Below are 18,748 nucleotides of genomic sequence, written 5' to 3'. Positions count from 1 at the left end.
GGAATGGCAACATTCCCGAGTGGTCGCTCGGTCAGCCCACGGCTCCGGCTAGCGTTGCCCGGGAATTCCACCCCGCACTCGATGGCAGAGGAGTCCGATGCGCCAGTTCAGCCGCCGCCACGCCCTGGGTCTGTTCGCGGCGGGTACCGCCGCCGCGCTCGCCGCACCGGCGCCCGTCGCGGGCGCCCGCCCGGCCCCGCCCGCGACCGTGCCGGCCCTGGGCCCGGATTTCCTCTGGGGCGTGGCCAGCGCGGGATTCCAGTGCGAAGGCCATGCGCCGGACAGCAATTGGATCCGCTACATCGACGCGCATCCCGACTACGACCGGTACCAGGACGCCGCCGACTTCTACACCCGCTACCGCTCGGATATCGGCCTGGCCTCGGAGCTGGGGGTGGGCGTCTACCGGATCAGCGTCGAATGGGCCCGGGTGCAGCCCCGGCCGGGCGCCTGGTCCGAGGACGGATTCGCCTTCTACGACCGCGTTCTGGACGCCATGGCCGCCGCCGGCATCCGCCCGATGCTGACCCTCGACCACTGGGTGTATCCGGGCTGGGCGGCCGAACGCGGCGGCTGGGGCCATCCCGACATGGTCGGCGACTGGCTGGCGAATGCGCGAAAGGTGGTGGACCGCTACGCCTCCCGCGATCCGCTGTGGGTGACGTTCAACGAGCCCACCTTCTATCTCGTGAACGAGACCCGCAACGGCGGGCTGCCCGCGACCGCCCTGCCCGCCATGCGGCAGGGACTGGTCGACGCGCACAACGCCATCTACGACCACATCCACGCCGTCCAGCCCGGCGCCCTGGTGACCAGTAATGTCGCCTACACCGCCGGCGCGGCGGAGGGGCCGGTCAACGGCCAGGTCCTGGATCCGATCTCCGATCGGCTCGACTACATCGGCATCGACTACTACTACGGCTTCACCCCGCAGTCGATCGCGACCACGTCGCCCGCGAACCTCACGTCGCTGTGGAAGATGCCGCTGCAACCCGAGGGCATCTACTACGCGCTGGACCACTATGCGCGGCGCTTCCCGGGTAAGCCGCTCTACATCGTCGAGAACGGCATACCCACCGAGAACGGCGCGCCGCGGGCCGACGGCTACACCCGCGCCGACAGCCTGCGCGACACCGTCTACTGGATCCAGCGCGCCCGCCACGACGGCATGAACGTCATGGGCTACAACTACTGGAGCATCACCGACAACTACGAATGGGGCAGCTACACACCGCGTTTCGGCCTCTACACGGTCGACGTGCGCACCGATCCGGCCCGCACCCGCCGCCCCACCGACGCGGTCGACGCCTACCGGTCGATCACCCGCGCGGGCGGTGTGCCTGGCGACTACCGGCCCACCCGCGCGCCGGCCGCCTGCTCCCTGGTGGATACGCCCGGCAGCTGCGACGATCCGGTCACGGTGCCGCAGTAGGGGCTTGCGGAGGACCTTCGGCACTGCGACTGCCGACGTTCGGCCCGACCGGCGGCGCGGGCCGCCGGGGCATGCTTGACCCGTCGGGCTGCCCCCCGGCACTCGCCCGAGGCGGTGGACCGCTCGTGACGGCCGGAACGCCTGCCCTGCCTGCCATGCCGAATCAGCGGCTCACCTCTCGGGCGAATCGGTCATTGTGTGACCTTCGGCCTTACCCGGGCGACCCGGCGCGCATTATTGTGTTCTGACTACTGCAACCGGAATAGGACACCCAACCATGATTCAGGTGTTCCTGGTCGACGACCACGAAATCGTTCGACGCGGCCTGATCGACCTGCTCGAGGAGGATCCGGATCTCACCGTGGTCGGCGAGGCTGGAGACGTCGCCCACGCGCTCGCCCGGATACCGGCGCTGCGCCCGGATGTGGCCGTCCTCGACGTGCGGCTGCCCGACGGCAACGGCATCGAGCTGTGCCGCGAGCTGCTGTCGCGGCTCGACGATCTGCGATGCCTGATCCTGACGTCCTATACCGACGAGCAGGCCATGCTCGACGCGATCCTGGCCGGGGCCAGCGGCTACGTCATCAAAGACATCAAGGGCATGGAACTGGCCGAGGCGATCAAGGCCGTCGGCGCCGGGCGCTCGCTACTGGACAACCGCGCGGCCGCCGCGCTGATGGAACGCCTGCGCCGCAGCACCGAACCGGACGGGCCGCTGGCCTCGCTCACCGACCAGGAGCGCAAACTGCTCGATCTGCTGGGCGACGGTCTCACCAACCGGCAGATCGCGGAGCGAATGTTCCTGGCCGAGAAGACCGTCAAGAACTATGTCTCCCGGCTGCTGGCCAAACTCGGTATGGAACGCCGCACCCAGGCCGCGGTGTACGCCTCGAAGCTGCGCGCCGGGCAGTTCGCCGCGACCTGGAGTGAGACCACGGCGAACTGAGCGGCCGGTTCAGGATCCGGCGCCGGCCAGGTCGGTGCGGCCCATCTCCAACCGGTAGTTCGGCGTGGGCGATCCCCAGCCGCTGCTCACCGCGAGACCCAGCGCCTCCCGGTTCTTCATGTAGACGTAGGACAGCAAGGAGCGCAACGCTTCTCGGTCCTCGGGCCGGTCCAGCCCCTCGATCTCGGCGCCGAGCCGGCCGAGGTCGTCGCGCTGGCACGACAGCGCGTACACCGACCCGCCGCGGCGCGCGGCCGCCAGCGCCGAGGCCAGCGCGTTCTCGTATTCGGACCTTCTCCCGCCGAGCCACTGCATCCGGTCGGAGACCGCGGCGCGACTCGAGGTGTCCACGTACTCGTACAGCGCGTGCACGCCGCGCGAGTACGGGTCCGCCTGATCGAGTTCGTCGGCCGCCGTCCGCAGGGCCAGCACGGCACGCCGCACGCTGCGGACGTTGCCGGGGCTGGGTAACTCCCGCAGCGCATCCAGGCACGAAAGTAATTGCCGCTCCAGGCTGTTCATGATCGCCTCCAGTCGAGAGACACAAAGACACGGGCACCCGACCTCACGGTGCACCACGTTCTCGCGGAACGCTAGGGCACATCGCCCCGAATTACGCGTATCGCCGGTCGGCTCGGGCGTGCCGGACCTCGCGGCCCGATACAATTCAGCCGACGGACCTACTCGCTCACAGATCGGGATCGGCCACGATGACGGAGGGCTCGGCAGCCGGCACGTACTCCGTACGCGAAACCCTGTCGCAATTACGTCTGCGCGAACTGCTCGGGGAGGTGCGGGATCGCGTCGAGCAGATCATCGACGTCCGCGATCGCATGGACGGCCTGGTCGAGGCGATGCTCACCGTCACCTCGGGCCTGGATCTCGACCGCACCCTGACCACGATCGTGCACACCGCGATCAGCCTGGTCGACGCCCGCTACGGCGCGCTGGGCGTGCGCGGGCACGATCGGCAGCTCAGCCAATTCCTCTATCAGGGAATCGATCCCGAGACCCGGGCCCGGATCGGGGATCTGCCCGAGGGCCACGGCGTGCTCGGGCTGCTGTTCAGCCAGCCCAAGCCGATCCGGCTGGAGAATCTCGCCGACCATCCCGCGTCGGTCGGGTTCCCGGCGAATCATCCGCCCATGCGGACCTTCCTCGGTGTCCCGGTCCGCATCCGCGACGAGATCTTCGGGAATCTGTATCTCACGGAGAAGTCCGGCGGTCAGATGTTCACCGAGGACGACGAGCTGATCGTGCAGGCGCTGGCCGCCGCCGCGGGTGTCGCCATCGACAACGCCCGGCTCTACGAGTCGGCGCGTGCCCGCCAGAACTGGATCGAGGCGATCGGCAACCTCACCACGGAATTCCTGGCCGGCACCGAATCCAGTGAGGTGCTGTCGCATCTGGCCGAGCACGCCCGGCGCCTGACCCGCTCGGACCGGGTGTTCCTGGCGATGGTCGCCGAGGCCGACCTACCGCCGGAGGACGTGCACGAACTGCTCATCACCCACACTTCGGGCGGCGATCAGGTCGGCCGCACACTGCGGCTGGCCGACAGCATCCTGGGCGAGGCGCTGCTGCGGCGCGGCGCGCGGTGCGTCGACGATATCGGGACCACCGATCTCGGGAAGGTCTTCGCCGACGCGGGCCCGGCGATGATCCTGCCGCTGCACACCCCGGATTCCACGTTCGGGATGCTGATCGCGGTGCGGGGCAGCGAGGCCGGGCCCTACGACGAGGAGATGCTGGATCTGGCGGCGGCGTTCACCGATCAGGCGGCGCTGGCCATGCAGCTGGCCGACGCCCAGCAGCGGATGCGCGAACTCGACATCCTGTCCGACCGCGACCGCATCGCCCGCGATCTGCACGATCACGTCATCCAGCGGCTGTTCGCGATCGGGCTGGGCCTGCAGGGCACGGTCCAGCGCGCGCGGGTACCGGACGTGCAGGTCCGGCTGACCGACGCCATCAGCGAGTTGCAGGATGTGGTGCAGGAGATCCGGACATCCATCTTCGACCTGCACGGCGGTCGGGGACGCGGCTGCGCAATCGCCTCGAGCAGGCCATCCGGCAGCACACCGGCGACAGCGGCATCCGCACGTCGCTGCACGTCACCGGACCGCTGGTGGTGGTCGGGGCCGAACTCGCCGATCACGCGGAAGCCGTTGTGCGCGAGGCGGTCAGCAATGCCGTCCGGCACTCCGGCGCCACGACCATCGAGATCGCCATCGCGGTCGCCGACGATCTCACGGTCACCGTGTCCGACAACGGCCGCGGCATCCCGGCGGACGGCACGCGCAGCGGGCTGAGCAATCTGGCGCACCGCGCCGAATCCGCCGGGGGCCGGTTCACGGTGTCGGCCGGTCCGGGCGAGGGCGAGCGCCCCGGCACCGTCCTGCGGTGGTCGGTGCCGCTGCGCTGACGCGGAACCCGGTCAGGCCGAGCGGGTCTGCGGGACGGGCTCGCGCTCCGCGGTCTCGCCGGAGAAACGCATGATCCCGTCCTCGAGCGGCGCCTTGCGCAACAGGGCGCGGTCGCGGAAGTAGTTGTTGATCGCCTGCCAGGGTCCGCGGGTGCCCTGGCGCGGCATGACCGCATCGCCGCGCGCGATGTAGCCGGAGGTCAGCGCGCCGCCCATGAGCGACTGGTCGGAGATGTCGCCGGGCTCGGGCTCCACGACGAACCGGGTCTGCCCGGTATCGCGCAGGTGGTTGAGCAGGCGGCAGAAGTACTCGGCGGCCAGGTCCGCCTTCAGCGTCCAGGAGGCGTTGGTGTAGCCGATGACCACCATGGCGTTGGGGATTCCGCCGAGCAGTGCGCCCTTGTAGGCGACCCGATCGCGCAGCGTGACGGGTTCGCCGTCCAGGTCCAGGGCCGCGCCGCCCAGCATCTGGACGGTGAGGCCGGTCGCGCTGATCACGATGTCGGCCGGCAGTTCCTCCCCCGACCGCAACCGGATGCCGGTCTCGGTGAAGGTGTCGATGTGGTCGGTCGCGATCGAGGCGCGGCCGCTGCGCAGGACCTTGAAGAGGTCGCCGTTGGGCACCACGCACAGCCGCTGATCCCACGGGTTGTAGGCGGGGCTGAAGTGCCTCATATCGACCGACTTGCCGACCTGGGCCCGCACGGCGGCCAGCAGCAGCTTGCGCGAGAGCTTCGGGTTGGTGCGCGAGAGCTGGAAACTGGCCCGCTGCAACGCGATATTGCGCGCGCGGCCGGTCTTGTAGGCCAGCGCGGCCGGGACCCTGGCCCGTTTCAGGCCGACCGCGACGGGATCGTCGGCGGGCAGCGCGGTGATGTAGGTGGGCGAGCGCTGCAGCATGGTGACGTGCGCGGCGTCGGCGCTCATGGCCGGGACCAGGGTGATGGCGGTGGCGCCGCTGCCGATCACGACGACCCGCTTGCCGCGGTAGTCCAGGTCTTCGGGCCAGTGCTGCGGGTGCACGATGGGACCGCGGAAGTTCTCCTCGCCCGGGAATCGCGGGCGGTACCCCTTGTCGTAGTCGTAGTAGCCGGTGCAGCCGACGAGGAAATTGCTGGTGTAGGTCTCGGTCGCGCCGGTCTGCTCGTCGACGGCCTCGACCGTCCAGCGGCCCTCGGCGCTGGACCAGCTCGCGCGGGTGGCCTTGCGGCCGAAGCGGATGTGCGGGGTGACGCCGTATTCGTCGGCGGTGTCGGCGATGTAGCGGCGGATGTGCGGGCCGTCGGCGAGCACCTTGGTGCCGTGCCAGGGCCGGAAGCCGTAGCCGAAGGTCAGCATGTCCGAATCCGAGCGGATGCCGGGGTACCGGAAGAGGTCCCACGTGCCGCCGATCGCGGTGCGCCGCTCCAGGATGGCGTAACTGCGCCCGGTCCCCTCCCGGGTGAGGTGGCAGGCCATTCCGATGCCGGACAGACCCGCGCCGATGATCAGTACGTCGACATGCCGCGCCATTGAGGTACTCGTTTCGTGTGATCCCGCCCGGACGTCCGTGACCGGGTACATCGCAGGTTACGTGTGATTGCAGGTTACGTCTAGCTTCCCGCGAATTCGAGCCCCACCGCCATCGGGCGAGTGCGACACTGGGACGACCGTCTCCAGCGTCCGCCCAGCACACCCCGCCCTCTCGGAGCTGCTTCGTGAATTGTCCTGCGGCACAACTACTTCCCTCGGACATTCCACCCATCGCCACGAAACGACCGGCCGGTTGGCAACTGACCCGCCGCCTCCGCGAGTGTGACGAATTCTTCGCCCGGCCCGAACTCGCGCATCTGCCCGCCCAGCGCCGCCACGACGCGCTGCGCGAACTACAGGCATTCGGCACCTACCGGCAGAGCCTCGAGGAGATCCGCGTCGGCGCCCGGCTGGCGTGGCGCAATCACGACCGCTGCGTGGGCCGCAAGCTCTGGAATTCGCTCGAGGTCGTCGACGCGCGCGCCGTCCGGAGCGCGGCCGAGCTGGCGGAGGCCTGCTGGGAACACCTGCGGCGGGCCCGCGACGGCCGCGCCGTGCGCTGCCTGATCACGATCGGACCGCCCGCACGGCCCGACGGCCTGCCCTTCCGCATCCTCAGCCCGCAATTGATCCGGTACGCCGGCTACCGCCGCCCCGACGGGACCGTCACCGGCGATCCGGCGACCGTCGCGCTCACCGATCTGGCCCGCAAACTCGGCTGGTGGGGTGCGGGCACGGCCTTCGACGTGCTGCCGCTGCTGATCAGCACGCCGTGCGAGCCGATCAGCTGGTTCCCGGTGCCGCGCGAGGTGGTGGGCGAGGTACCCCTCGAACATCCGGAGTTCGGCTGGTTCGGCGAGCTGGGGCTGCGGTGGCCGGCCATCCCGGCGGTGTCGAATATGGATCTCGAGATCGGCGGCGTCACCTACCCCGCCGCGCCCTTCAACGGCTGGTACGTCTCCACCGAGATCGGCGCCCGCAACCTGGCCGATGCCGACCGTTACGACATGCTGCCCGCGATCGCCGAGCGAATGGGGCTGGACACAGGCTCGGAACGCACGCTGTGGCGCGACCGGGCGCTGGTCGAGCTGAATGTGGCCGTACTGCACAGCTACCGGCGCGCCGGGGTGTACATCGTGGACCATCACACGGTCGCCCGGCAGTTCGTCGATCACGCGGAGTCCGAACGCGCGGCCGGGCGGAGTTGCCCGTCCGAGTGGTCCTGGATCAATCCGCCCATGTCGGCCGCGCTCACCCCCACATTCCATCGGTACTTCGACCCGCCCGACCCCGATATCCGCCCGAATTTCGTCCGCCGTGGCTGAATACGCCGCGCCGGCGCTTCCGGCAACCCCGAACGACATCCCGTTCCGGGGGGCTGACGCGGGGGCGTATTTCGGCGATAAATGCGGAATTGCATCGACTGCACGGACGCGGCGAATGCGTCGTTTCGCCCTCGGCGGCACGGGTATTCGCGGCGGCAGGAGACGACGGGAGGACATCGCGATGAGTGCCAGCGAATACGTTCCCGAGGACGCCGATCTGGAGACGTTGCGCATCGCGGCCGGAAAATGCCACGGCTGCGATCTCTACCGGGAGGCCACCCAGACCGTATTCGGCGCGGGACCGGCCGCCGCCCGGGTGGTCATGGTCGGCGAGCAACCCGGTGACCGGGAGGATGTCGTCGGCAGCCCGTTCGTCGGGCCCGCGGGCCGGTTGCTGAACCGGGCCCTGGCGGAGGCCGGTATCGAGCGCGACGCGGTGTATCTGACCAATGCGGTGAAGCATTTCAAATTCGTCGAACGTGGTAAACGCCGCATTCACCAGCAGCCCGGCCGTTCCGAGATCACCGCGTGCCGGCCGTGGCTCGCGGCCGAACTCGCCGAGATCGACCCGGAGCTGGTGGTGTGCCTCGGCGCCGTCGCGGCCCAATCGGTGATCGCGCCGTCGTTCCGGGTGAGCCGCGAACGCGGGCAGGTGGTCGCGCTGGAGACGTGCCGGGCGGTCGCGACCGTGCACCCGTCGGCGGTCCTGCGCGCGCCCGACCGGGACGCCGCCTACGCCGAATTCCTCGCGGACCTGCGCACCGCGCGCGCCGTCATGTCGTGACGGCGCGCCCGGGGGCGCCCGTCATTCCAGGGCGGCGCCCAGCAGCACACCGGCGCCGGCGGAACTGAGTCCCAGCAGGATCGCCAGCATCACGACCCTTATCGTCCGCGCCCGGCCCGCACCGCCGCGTCGCACCAGGTGCACCCAGCAGACGACGGCGATCATGGTGGCTGCGAGATGAATCCAGACAAGATGCCGCAACAACGACGCCGACGAACCGGATCCCGGCGGCGCCTCCGGCCGCGGATTCTCCATTTGCGTGTGAACCAGCTCGGATAGCACGTTGATCACCATTTCGGGCACGACCTTCCTTGCCTGCCCGGCCATCCTTACGACTCGATGATATCGGAGGTATTCCACGCCATAGCCTGGGCAAACATCGAGCATCCCGATTCCGGGAGGATTTCCATGAACGCAACTAGGAGCCGGCGGTCAGGGTGTCGCGTTTCGCCGAACGGAGCATTGCCCCGGCACGCTGTAGGCTGACCCGGCACGCGATCCGTTCTCCTGCACCGGCGGGATCGGGCGCCGGTGTCGTACGCCATCGACAATGAGGTCATAGCGTCCGCCGATGCTGCCGTATTCGCGTTAGCAGGGACCGACAGTGAGGATTAGCAGAACGTGGGCAAGCTCGAGAACTTCTCCACCCGCACCGGGGGTTTCCGCAATGTCGTGGTGACCGCGCTGGAGATCACGACGTCTATCGGCGCCGATACCGAAAGCAGTTGGCAGGCCCTGCTTTCGGGGACCAGCGGTATCAAGACCCTGACCGATCCGGAGATCACGCAGCACGGTATGCCGAACACCATCGGCGGCAAGCTCGTTCACGATCCGACCTCCGATCTGGACCGCGTGCGCAAGCGGCGCATGTGCTACGTGCAGCAGATGGCGTACGCCATGGGCAAGCGGGTGTGGACCACCGCCGGTGAGCCGGAGGTGGACAAGGACCGCCTCGGCGTGTGCATCGGCACCGGCCTGGGCGGGGCCGACACCATCGTCGACGCCAACGACGCCATGCGCGCGGGCGGCTACCGCAAGGTGTCGCCGTTCGCCGTCCCGATGAGTATGCCCAACGGCGTCTCGGGCGTCGTGGGCCTGGAGATCGGCGCGCGGGCCATGGTCGTCACCCCGGTCTCGGCGTGCGCGTCGGGCAACGAGGCGCTGGTGCACTCCTGGCGCTCGATCGTGCTGGGCGAGGCCGATATGGTCGTGGCCGGCGGCGTCGAGGGCTACATCAACCCGATGGCCATCGCCGGATTCACCATGGCCCGGGCGCTCAGCTCGCGGGTCGACGAGCCCGAGCGCGCCTCCCGCCCGTTCGACCGCGACCGCGACGGGTTCGTGTTCGGCGAGGCCGCGGCGCTGCTGGTGCTCGAGTCCGAGGAGCACGCGCTGGCCCGCGGCGCGAAGCCGTTGGCCCGGCTGCTCGGCGCGGGCCTCACCGCCGACGGCTACCACATGGTGGCCCCGGATCCGGAGGGCCTGGGCTGTGCCCGCGCGATGCGCCGCGCGATCGAGACCGCCGGTGTCACCCCGGCCGATATCGACCACGTCAACGCGCATGCCACCGGCACCGGCCTGGGCGATCTGGCCGAGGCGAAGGGCATCACCGCGGCGATCGGCACCCATCCGGCGGTGTACGCGCCCAAGTCGGCCCTCGGCCACTCCGTCGGCGCGGTCGGCGCGCTCGAGGCCGCGATCTCGGTGCTGTCGCTGCGCGACCAGGTCATCCCGCCCACGCTGAACCTGGAGAACCAGGACCCGGAGGTCGAACTCGACGTGGTCCGGGACAAGCCGCGCTACAGCAATATCGAATTCGCGATGAACAACTCGTTCGGCTTCGGCGGCCACAACGCGGCCGTGCTGTTCGGCAAGTACTGAGCCCGTTCAGCCTGCCGCCTCGGCCGAGGAGGCGGCAGGCTTGCGGCGGCGGCGCACGTCGTCCAGGTGGGTGGGGGCCGGGGTGCGGGCGCGGTGGCGGTCCATGACCTCGGCCAGTTCGGGTGACCAGGTGAGGATTTCGGCGGAGATCGGGCCCTCGAGGTGCAGCTGGCACAGCACACCGGCCACGGTCAGCAGGCAACGCGCGAACGGCGTGTAGTCCGCGGGCATGGTGAGTTCGCGGTTGACGTTGGTCAGCCGGAGGTCCAGTGCTCGCAGTACCCGCTTGCGCAGCCAGCGCATGCTGAGCCGGAAGGTCGGCCGCAACAGCGGTTCCACGATCGGTTCCAGTTGGTCGGCGAGGGCCGCGATATCGAAACTCCGCCCGGGATCGACGAATCCGTGCGCGCGGATCGCGTCCTCCAGCTCCTCGATGCCGCCGTTCACCAGCGCCTCGCCGATGCCCGCGACGGCTTCGCGGAATCCCGGCGGCGGGAACGGCGCGCAGGCGCCGAAATCGACCACGCCCAGCCGCCCGTCGGCCAGTACGCGGAAATTCCCCGGATGCGGATCGCAGTACAGCAGCCCGGTGCGCTCCCACGACGACAGCACGAACCGCAGCACCAGCATGCCCGCCCGGTTGCGCTCGTCCTGGTCGCCCGACGCGATGAGCCGCGGCAGGGGCGTGCCCTCCAGCCACTCCGACACCACCACGTCGCCCTGCTGGCACACCACCCGCGGGATCACGAATTCCGGGTCGCCGGCGTAGGCGTCGGCGTGGACGCGCTGGTGGTCGGCCTCGGCGGCGTAGTCGAGTTCCTCGCGCACCGAGGAGGCCAGCGCCTCGGTCAGCGAGTCGATATCGGCGCCGGGCGCGAAAACCGGTGCCAGCGCGGAGATCCGGCGCAGTTCGTCGAGGTCGCTGAGCACGGCGGCGCGCGCGCCCGGGTACATCACCTTGACCGCGACGGGCCGGCCGTCGTGCCAGACAGCCCGGTGCACCTGGCCGATACTGGCCGACGCGGCGCGGCGGTCGTCGAATTCGCGGAACCGGTCGCGCCAGTCCTCGCCCAGGTTCGCCGCCATGGCCGCGTGCACGGTTCCCGGCAGCATCGGCGGCGCGGAATCCTGCAGCAGACTCAAGGCGGTCCGGTAGGGCTCGGCGAGTTCGGGCGGCAGCGCCAGCTCGTAGATGGCGAGGATCTGGCCCAGCTTCGCCGCGCAGCCCTTCAGCTCACCGAGTACCTCGAAGATGTGCTGGGCGGTCCGCAGCTGGATGTCGCGCTGGATCTCGGCGGACGGGCGGCCCAGCATGCGTCTGCCGACCCCGGCCGCCTGCCGTCCCGCGAACGCCACCGGCAGCGCCGCCAGCTTCGCGTTGCGAACCACCTTGCGCCCCGGCGGGTTTCCGTCCGACCGGCGCGCCCGGCCCCACGCCCGGCCCGTACCCGCGCGCTCGTTCTCCGGCCGGTCGCCGACGCGACGAACTGACATCGATCACCCCATTGTGTGCGCAACTTCCGGCTGCGCACGTGCAGTTTGGCACAGCACAGCTTAGACTGTCTGGGACGTAACCGAAAAGTGTTCGGAGTCGTCCACACCGAAAGGCTGAGACATCCATGGGAGCGCAGACGGTCGTCGCCGATGTCGCCGACGAGTTGGCGCGGCGAGTGGCGGCCGGCGAATACACTCCCGGTGACCTGATGCCCTCCGTTCGCCAGGTCGCCGAGGAATTCGCCATGAATCGCGCGACGGCACAGCTGATTCTGGGCCGGCTGGAGTCGCACGGATTCGTCGAGGCGCATCGCGGTAAGGGGTTCACCATCCGCGATGTGCGCGAGGAGGGCGGGGTCGAGGTCTACCGCCGCCTGTTCCGGCTGTCGCTCCCCCGGCCCGAGGTCGCCGTCGAGATGTTCCGCGACATCGTCACCATGCAGCGGCAGATCGTGATGGACGCGCTACTCGCCTACACCGCCGCGCCGCACGGCGTCGAGCGCGCGGTGCTGGAGCGGTCGATCGACGAACTGGAAACGCTTGCCCGCCAGCTGAATCCCGACCTGCCGGCAATCCTGGCGGGCGAACTCGCCCTGGTCCGCACCCTGCTGTCGGCGCTGGGCCACAGCATGCAGCGGGCGGTGCTCAACTCCATCGGCGAGATGATCCTCGAGGTGCCCACCGCCGTCGAGGCGTATTACGCGGTGGGTCCCGATCTGCACGTGCTGATGTGGCGGGCGCTGGCGGCAGTGTGGGATTCCGACGGCGGCCCGTCGGATGCGCAGGTGGCGCTGTTCGAGGACCTGTTCGGGATGTTCCACGAGCGCGTCGTGGCGCATTTCGACGAGGAGGTCGTGGGCGGCGCCGAGACCGCGACCGCCGCCACCGCCTGACGTCGGCTCCGCGCGACCGGGCACGAAATATCGTCTGGGACACGGCGGTAGGGGATTCGTGACGGTTCGTTCACATCTCGGCACAACCCCGCCCCGGAGGCCCGTGATCTCGGTTACCGTCGAACCGGCGGCGGATCCACGAGCGCTCGTCGGCCGTCTCGCCAGGAAAGGTCCTGCAGCGCAAGGAGTTCGGCCGTGTCTCTACGTAGAAGTTGCAGTGTGTTGGCGTCGGCGGCGGCCGTCTCGGCGGCGGTGCTGTCGGGGGCTCCCGCGGCGCAGGCGGCGCCGGGTGGCTGCCCGGACCTGTATGTCGTCGCGATTCCGGGTACCTGGGAGACCTCCCGCGACGATCCGCGAGAGGGCATGCTGGCCACGGTCACCGACGGCCTGCCCGGCGATATCCGTACCGATTACGTCAGCTATACGGCGACCGCGCTGCCGTGGGAGGGCGAGGTCTACGGCCGCTCCAAACAGGAGGCGATCGACAACGCCCGCGGGCTGGTGGCCGAGATGGGACGCGCTTGTGGCGCAACCGACATCGCGCTGATCGGGTACAGCCAGGGCGCCGACGCCGCGGGCGATCTCGCCGCCCAGATCGGCACCGGCCTGGGGGTGGTGCCGCCGGATCGGGTCGCGGCCGTCGGGCTGATCGCCGATCCGCGCCGCTCCCCCACCGATCCGATGATCGGGCCGCCGGTCCCCGGGGCCGGTGCGGGCGGGCCGCGGGTCGGCGGATTCGGCTGGGTGACCCCGCGGGTGCGCAGCTTCTGCGCCGCCGGGGATCTCTACTGTTCCACACCCGCCGACGATTTCGCCACGCGCTTCGCCGGCTTCTTCGCGCAGCTGTCGTCGCCCGATCCGGGCCTGATCAGCCGCTACCAGACCGAGGCGCAGTCGATCATCGACGATCTGATGGCGGCGGGCGGAATTCCGTTGCTGCAGAGCCAGTTCAGCGATCCCGCGAACGAGGAACGTCGTCAGGAGCTGGAGGAGTTCTACGGGTCGGGGGTGCATCAGGACTATCCGTCGTACGTCGTCGACGGCGCCGGCACCACCGCGACTACGTGGCTGCGCCGCTGGTTGATCCAGGCCGCCGGCTGAACGATCGGGGCAGCCACCAGTTCCAGGGGCCCAGCAGGCGCATGAACGCCGGCACGAGCACCATGCGGACGAGGACCGCGTCCAGGATCACCGCCACCGCGAGCGCGAACCCGATCTGCTTCAGCTCCAGCACATCCGCGGTGACGAAGCTGCCGAAGATCACCACCATGATCGCGGCCGCGGCGGTGATCGGGCGGGCGGTGTGTTCGAGTCCCTCGGCCACCGCGAGCCGGTTGCCGAGGTCGGTCCGGTCGCCCGCCGCGTCCCAGCGCTCCCGCATGCGCCGGATCAGGAACACCTCGTAGTCCATCGACAGCCCGAACAGGATCACGAACACCATGCCGGGCAGGAAGACCTGGAGATATCCGGCGCTGTGGAAGCCGAGTACCGATTCGCCCCAGCCCCACTGGAATACGGCGACGGTCAGGCCCAGCGCCGCGCCGGTGACGAGCAGGTTCATCGCGATCGCCTTGAGCGGCAGCACGATACTGCGGAAGGCGGCCACGAGGAACAGGAACGAGGCGATCAGCACGAACGCCACGACGTAGGGCACCGTGCCGATGATCTCCCGCGCGACGTCCACATAACCGCCGTTCGGGCCGCCGACGGAGACCCGCACATCGCTCATCTCCCGCGCCCGCTCGCGCAGGTCGAGGACGAGCTGGTTGGATCGGGGGTCGTCGACGGGCGCCTTCGGCAGCACGATCAGCATCGCGGCGCCGCCGGATCGCTGGGTGAGCGCGCCGGCGACGCGGTCGTCCTTGCCGACCTCCGCCGCGAACCGGTCGAGCTGCGCGACGCCCTCCGCGCTGAGCGAGGTCTCGCCGGGGCCGGTGGCGACGACCTGGATCGGCGCCATGGTGCCCGGCGGGAACTTCTCGGACAGGACCTGCGCGGCATGCCCCGCGGGCCGGTCCCCCAGCGCGGCGACGCCGAGATTCAGCCCGTACTCGATACGCGTGATCGGCACCGCCGCGAACAGCAGCACGATGGTCACCGCGCCACCGAACACCAGCGGCCGCCGCATCACGGCCAGCGCCCACCGATACCAATTACCATGCGCCACACCGGGTTCCCCGCCTGCCGCTCCCTGTTCCGCGCCCGTCCCGGACTGGCGCCTGCCTGCCACGACCTGTTCCCCGCGCATCGACGCGGGGCGGAATCGCTCCGGCAGCGCGCCGCGGTTCACCGCCGGGCCTAGTTCGGCGAGCAGGGCGGGTAGCAGGATCATGGCCACGGCCAGGGTGCTCACCACCGAGATCGACACCACCAGGGCCAGGCCGCGGTAGGTCTTGGCCTCGATGAGCACCAGGGCGATCACCGAGACGGCGACGATCACGCCCGAGGCGAGGATGGTGCGCCCGGCGGTGTTCATCGCGATGCCGACGGCCTCGGCGACGGCCGGGTCGCGCCGGTCGCGGACCCGCAGGCGGGCCAGCTCCTCACGGAACCGGCTGACCACGAACATGGCGTAGTCGATGCCGATGCCGAGCCCGATCATGGAGGCCATCGAGGTCATCAGGATGTCGACGTCGGTGAGGAACGACAGCACGAACAGCACGCCGCCGGCCAGCAGGATCCCGGCCAGGCCGATACCCACCGGCACCGCCGCGGCCACCAGCGCGCCGAGCGCGAGCACCATGATCGCGAGCGCGACCGGTAGGCCGATCGCCTCGGCGCGGGCGAGGTCGGCCTTCTCCACCTCGGCGAGATCGTTCTGCACGGCGACGAATCCGGTGAGTTCCGCGGTCACCGCCGCGGTGCGCGCGGACCGCAGGTCGTCCTGGATGCGGGCGGCCACCGCCGCGCGTTCGGGCGGCGCGCCGCGCAGTCCGACGACGGCGAAGGCGGTGTGCCGGTCCGCGGAGATCTGGCCGAGGCCGTCGAACGGGCTCACCACCGACGCGACGCCCGCGGTCGCGCGCAGCCCGTCCACGGCCCGCGTGACGGCCTGCCGGAATTCGGGTGCGTCGGCCCGCAGGGCGCCGGAGTCGAACACCACCACGCTCTGCTCGTCGCCGAGCTGCGGAAAGTACTGCCGCGTCAGCTGTTCCGCCCGCAGGAACTCCGCCTCGGGCGGATTGAAATCCGGCGCCACGATGCGCGACTGCAGCGCCGGGTAGGCCACCCCGCACGCCACCAGCAGCAGCACCCAGACGGCCAGGACGAGGCGGCGACGCCGCGCGATCGACCTCCCCCACCGGTGCGCCGGCGCCTGCGGTCCAGCGGTTTCGGACAGCTCGGTAGCGACCATCGTCCCCTCCCACGCGTCGAGCCGTGCTCTCGGTCGGACAGTACTGCGTGATCGTGGGGGTGGCCAGAGGCCGAGGACCCCCTACCGCCTCGAATAAGCACGCTGATGTGGCCGACCGCCACCCCAGTAGCGCTGGATACCCCTATTGATCCGGAGAGATTCCGTTACAGCGTGTTTCAGAAACCCCGCGGCACGTCTATGACCACCGCAAACAGTCGGCAGATGACGAACTACAAAGCGAAACTAACTAACCGAAATCTGCGAAACGGACCTTCCCAGCCCTGGCGATCTCGTACGCTACCGACCGGTAATGGGTTGTCGGGGGTGGATATGTGATGAGGGTTCGGTGATGCAGCACATGGATGCTGTCGACATTGCCCGGTTGCCGGAGGATCCGGTCGGCCGTCGGCGCGCCTGGGTGTTCTGGCTCGGGTTGACGGCAACCGTGGGGGGTACCGTGCTGCACCTGCCCATGTATCTCATGGCCCGCGACATGGGGTTCCGGCTGGCGGGCATGCCGATGGACGGCTACATGGTGTCGGGGATGGTGCTCATCGTCCTCGGTCTGGCACTGACCACGGTCGGCCTGTTCCCCCGGGCGGCAGCGCACGAGAAAGTGGCCGGGCTGCGGGTGCGCGCGCTGGACGACGCGCCCATCAACCGCGTGCACGTGCTGTTGCTGCTGGTGATGGCCGCGGCGATCACGATCGACGTGATGAAGCCGACCACCCTGGCGTTCGTCGTCCCCGGCGTGGGCGCGGAATATCATCTGCGCACCCCGGCGAATCCGCAGCTGGACGCGCTGCCCGTGGCGCTGCTGCCGCTGTTCGGCTTGACCGGCACGGTGGCCGGGTCGTTCCTGTGGGGCTGGCTCGGCGACCGCATCGGGCGCCAAGCCGCGATCCTGCTGGCGGGGGTCTTCTTCGCGGGCACCGCCGTCTGCGGCGCGATGCCCAGCTTCGAACTCAATCTCGCGATGTGCTTCATCATGGGCCTGAGCGCGGGCGGCATGCTGCCCATCGCGTTCACGCTGCTGTCCGAGGCGATCCCGGCGCGGCACCGCGGCTGGCTGCTGGTCCTGATCGGCGGCGATGTCGCCGGCGCGTACATCATCACCAGCTGGCTGTCGTCCACCATCGGCGAGACCTACAGCTGGCGCAGCCTGTGGCTGCTCGGCCTGCCGACCGGGCTGCTGCTGGTCCTGCTGGTGCGCTGGATTCCCGAATCGCCGCGGTATCTGCTGGCGACCGGCCGCCATCGGGAGGCCGAACGGGTGCTGCGCACCTACAACGCCGAGATCGTGCGCGCCGACCCGGCCGAGACGACGGTCGACGATCAGGTCGGCGACCGCTTCACGCAGTTGCTGCGCCGCCCGTTCGCCGGGGTGACGCTGGTGCTGGCGCTGCTCGGGCTGGGCGTCGGCCTGGTGACCTACGGATTCCAGCTGTGGCTGCCGTCCAATCTGCGCGCGCTCGGCTTCACCGGCGTGAATGCCGATCGCATCCTGCGGGATTCGGCGCTGATCGGATTCCCGCTGAACTTCCTCGTCGCGTACTGCTATCACCGTTCCAGCAAGTGGACGCTGGTCTCCCTCGGCGCGCTGCTCGCGGTCGCGCTCGCCGGTTTCGTCGTGCTGGGCGATCGGGTCGCCGGCAATTCGACGCTGCTGTACGCGCTGCTGGTGGTGCCGATCTGGGGTTCCAGTTCCATCGTGGCGGTGATCGGCGCGTACGGCGCCGAGGCGTACCCCACCCGTATCCGTTCCCGCGGTAGCGGTGTCGCGGCGGCGCTCACCAAGGCCGGTGGCGTCCTCGTCATCGCGCTGGTCGTGCTCGCCGTGGCCACGCCGTCCATCAGCGTCACCGCCCTGCTGGGCGCGGTGCCGGTGGCGCTGGCCGCGATCGCGGCCGTGGTCTTCCTCGTGGAGACCAGACGCCGCTCGCTCGAGGAGATCACCGCCCAGGAATTGCAGGTGGCAGCATGACCCGATCCGAGACGACCGCCGACACCGAGCTGTCGACGCTACGAGAACGACTGATAGAAGCGACAATCAAGCTCCTTTCGACAGAGGGACTCGCCGCGCTCACGGTGCGCCGGGTCTCGCGGATATGTGATGTATCGACCATGGCTATCTATTCGAATTTCAGCGGTATGCCCGGACTGTTGCGGGCCGTCGGCTCGGTGGGCTTCGCCCAGCTCAACACGCGTCTGTCGGACTGCGCGTCGAGTGACGACCCGATCACCGACATCCTGGTGCTGGGCTTCATCTTCCGCGACGAGGCGGTGCACAAACCGGAGCTGTTCCGGTTGATGTACACCACCGAATCGCCCAAGCCGGAGGTCAAGCTCAACCGGGGCAACATCCTGTCCGGCTCCGGTGACTCCGATTTCGAGAACTTCTCCGAGAGCTTCGACCACGTGGTGCGCGCGACCCAGCGAGCCCTGGACGCCGGGCTGATCACCGCGACCAGCGCCCGCGCCGCGGCGGCCCAGTTCTGGACCGGGCTCTACGGATTCATCCAGCTCGATATGGCCGGGCTGTACGGCGACGACGGCATGGCCGAGGTGCTGCTGCCGTCGATAGTCAACATCCTCATCGGCATGGGCGCCGACCCGCAGCGCGTCCAGGAGTCCGTCGCCAAGGCGGTACAGCGCGTGCTGTGGACGGCCCGCGCCTGACAGGCGCGCGCCGCGTCCGGGC

General features: G+C 69.7%; 14 protein-coding genes and 1 pseudogene. 10 read left to right on the top strand and 5 right to left on the bottom strand.

All coding sequences use genetic code 11. The features are described 5' to 3' along the window. Positions 1-97 precede the first annotated feature (97 nt). Both ON41_RS14820 and ON41_RS14815 read left to right on the top strand, forming a co-directional pair. The gene (locus ON41_RS14820) at positions 98-1,432 is read left to right on the top strand and encodes a family 1 glycosylhydrolase (protein ID WP_040748201.1); all 1,335 of its coding nucleotides are present in this window, start codon (positions 98-100) and stop codon (positions 1,430-1,432) included. Between the two features lie 277 nt (positions 1,433-1,709). Next, positions 1,710-2,378: a response regulator transcription factor gene (locus ON41_RS14815; RefSeq protein ID WP_040748200.1), complete on the top strand. Its 669-nt coding sequence runs from the start codon at positions 1,710-1,712 to the stop codon at positions 2,376-2,378. Between the two features lie 9 nt (positions 2,379-2,387). On the opposite strand, the gene ON41_RS14810 is transcribed toward ON41_RS14815, so the two are convergent. Continuing rightward, the gene (locus ON41_RS14810) at positions 2,388-2,900 is read right to left on the bottom strand and encodes a hypothetical protein (protein WP_040748199.1); all 513 of its coding nucleotides are present in this window, start codon (positions 2,898-2,900) and stop codon (positions 2,388-2,390) included. Between the two features lie 188 nt (positions 2,901-3,088). Here ON41_RS14810 and ON41_RS14805 point away from each other — a divergent pair. Beyond that, positions 3,089-4,803 (top strand): annotated as a pseudogene (locus ON41_RS14805) (sensor histidine kinase). Positions 4,804-4,815: 12 nt separating this feature from the next. Here ON41_RS14805 and ON41_RS14800 read toward each other — a convergent pair. After that, the gene (locus ON41_RS14800) at positions 4,816-6,315 is read right to left on the bottom strand and encodes a flavin-containing monooxygenase (RefSeq protein WP_040748198.1); all 1,500 of its coding nucleotides are present in this window, start codon (positions 6,313-6,315) and stop codon (positions 4,816-4,818) included. 260 nt (positions 6,316-6,575) lie between these two features. On the opposite strand from ON41_RS14800, the gene ON41_RS14795 reads away from it, so the two are divergent. Together ON41_RS14795 and ON41_RS14790 are read left to right on the top strand one after the other, a co-directional pair. Beyond that, complete coding sequence (locus ON41_RS14795; protein WP_221333562.1) at positions 6,576-7,640, top strand: nitric oxide synthase oxygenase; 1,065 nt, start codon at positions 6,576-6,578, stop codon at positions 7,638-7,640. A gap of 115 nt (positions 7,641-7,755) precedes the next feature. Further along, a complete protein-coding gene (locus ON41_RS14790; RefSeq protein ID WP_083905365.1) occupies positions 7,756-8,424 on the top strand; it encodes a UdgX family uracil-DNA binding protein in 669 nt (222 codons plus the stop codon). A gap of 21 nt (positions 8,425-8,445) precedes the next feature. On the opposite strand, the gene ON41_RS14785 is transcribed toward ON41_RS14790, so the two are convergent. Then, on the bottom strand, positions 8,446-8,751 hold the full coding sequence (locus ON41_RS14785; RefSeq protein WP_157185470.1) for a hypothetical protein: 306 nt from the start codon (positions 8,749-8,751) through the stop codon (positions 8,446-8,448). A 294-nt stretch (positions 8,752-9,045) separates the two neighbouring features. On the opposite strand from ON41_RS14785, the gene ON41_RS14780 reads away from it, so the two are divergent. Beyond that, a complete protein-coding gene (locus ON41_RS14780; RefSeq protein ID WP_040748195.1) occupies positions 9,046-10,305 on the top strand; it encodes a KasA/KasB family beta-ketoacyl-ACP synthase in 1,260 nt (419 codons plus the stop codon). Positions 10,306-10,311: 6 nt separating this feature from the next. Here the strand turns inward: ON41_RS14780 and ON41_RS14775 are convergent, their stop codons facing one another. After that, positions 10,312-11,799, bottom strand: coding sequence for an ABC1 kinase family protein (locus ON41_RS14775; RefSeq protein WP_221333393.1), 1,488 nt, complete (start codon positions 11,797-11,799; stop codon positions 10,312-10,314). Positions 11,800-11,924: 125 nt separating this feature from the next. On the opposite strand from ON41_RS14775, the gene ON41_RS14770 reads away from it, so the two are divergent. Both ON41_RS14770 and ON41_RS14765 read left to right on the top strand, forming a co-directional pair. Further along, positions 11,925-12,692, top strand: coding sequence for a GntR family transcriptional regulator (locus ON41_RS14770; RefSeq protein ID WP_040748194.1), 768 nt, complete (start codon positions 11,925-11,927; stop codon positions 12,690-12,692). 222 nt (positions 12,693-12,914) lie between these two features. Beyond that, positions 12,915-13,793, top strand: a complete 879-nt coding sequence (locus ON41_RS14765) for a cutinase family protein (protein ID WP_051161530.1) — start codon at positions 12,915-12,917, stop codon at positions 13,791-13,793. Here ON41_RS14765 and ON41_RS14760 read toward each other — a convergent pair. Further along, positions 13,753-16,047 carry an MMPL family transporter gene (locus ON41_RS14760; protein ID WP_040748192.1) on the bottom strand — a complete coding sequence of 765 codons (2,295 nt, stop codon included), beginning with the start codon at positions 16,045-16,047 and terminating at the stop codon, positions 13,753-13,755. The two genes, ON41_RS14765 and ON41_RS14760, sit on opposite strands and share 41 nt — an antisense overlap. A gap of 349 nt (positions 16,048-16,396) precedes the next feature. On the opposite strand from ON41_RS14760, the gene ON41_RS14755 reads away from it, so the two are divergent. Both ON41_RS14755 and ON41_RS14750 read left to right on the top strand, forming a co-directional pair. Then, on the top strand, positions 16,397-18,031 hold the full coding sequence (locus tag ON41_RS14755; RefSeq protein ID WP_051161505.1) for an MFS transporter: 1,635 nt from the start codon (positions 16,397-16,399) through the stop codon (positions 18,029-18,031). Further along, entirely contained in the window at positions 18,028-18,726 is a 699-nt protein-coding gene (locus ON41_RS14750; protein ID WP_083905363.1) for a TetR/AcrR family transcriptional regulator, read from the top strand. The genes ON41_RS14755 and ON41_RS14750 overlap by 4 nt, the downstream gene beginning before the upstream one ends. The last annotated feature ends 22 nt before the right edge of the window (positions 18,727-18,748 follow it).

Origin of the sequence: Nocardia transvalensis NBRC 15921 (assembly GCF_000308875.1) — a bacterium.
GTDB classification, from domain to species: Bacteria; Actinomycetota; Actinomycetes; order Mycobacteriales; family Mycobacteriaceae; genus Nocardia; species Nocardia transvalensis.
The sequence above is the reverse complement of the archived record's forward strand: the minus strand, read 5'-3'. Positions and strand labels throughout refer to the sequence as shown.

Bases quoted from the DNA above. Each gene is read 5' to 3' on its own strand.
- ON41_RS14820 (WP_040748201.1), top strand. From the start codon at position 98: ATGCGCCAGTTCAGCCGCCGCCACGCCCTGGGTCTGTTCGCGGCGGGT.
- ON41_RS14815 (WP_040748200.1), top strand. From the start codon at position 1,710: ATGATTCAGGTGTTCCTGGTCGACGACCACGAAATCGTTCGACGCGGC.
- ON41_RS14810 (WP_040748199.1), bottom strand. From the start codon at position 2,900: ATGAACAGCCTGGAGCGGCAATTACTTTCGTGCCTGGATGCGCTGCGG.
- ON41_RS14800 (WP_040748198.1), bottom strand. From the start codon at position 6,315: ATGGCGCGGCATGTCGACGTACTGATCATCGGCGCGGGTCTGTCCGGC.
- ON41_RS14790 (WP_083905365.1), top strand. From the start codon at position 7,756: ATGCGTCGTTTCGCCCTCGGCGGCACGGGTATTCGCGGCGGCAGGAGA.
- ON41_RS14785 (WP_157185470.1), bottom strand. From the start codon at position 8,751: ATGGCCGGGCAGGCAAGGAAGGTCGTGCCCGAAATGGTGATCAACGTG.
- ON41_RS14775 (WP_221333393.1), bottom strand. From the start codon at position 11,799: ATGTCAGTTCGTCGCGTCGGCGACCGGCCGGAGAACGAGCGCGCGGGT.
- ON41_RS14770 (WP_040748194.1), top strand. From the start codon at position 11,925: ATGGGAGCGCAGACGGTCGTCGCCGATGTCGCCGACGAGTTGGCGCGG.
- ON41_RS14760 (WP_040748192.1), bottom strand. From the start codon at position 16,047: ATGGTCGCTACCGAGCTGTCCGAAACCGCTGGACCGCAGGCGCCGGCG.
- ON41_RS14755 (WP_051161505.1), top strand. From the start codon at position 16,397: ATGCAGCACATGGATGCTGTCGACATTGCCCGGTTGCCGGAGGATCCG.
- ON41_RS14750 (WP_083905363.1), top strand. From the start codon at position 18,028: ATGACCCGATCCGAGACGACCGCCGACACCGAGCTGTCGACGCTACGA.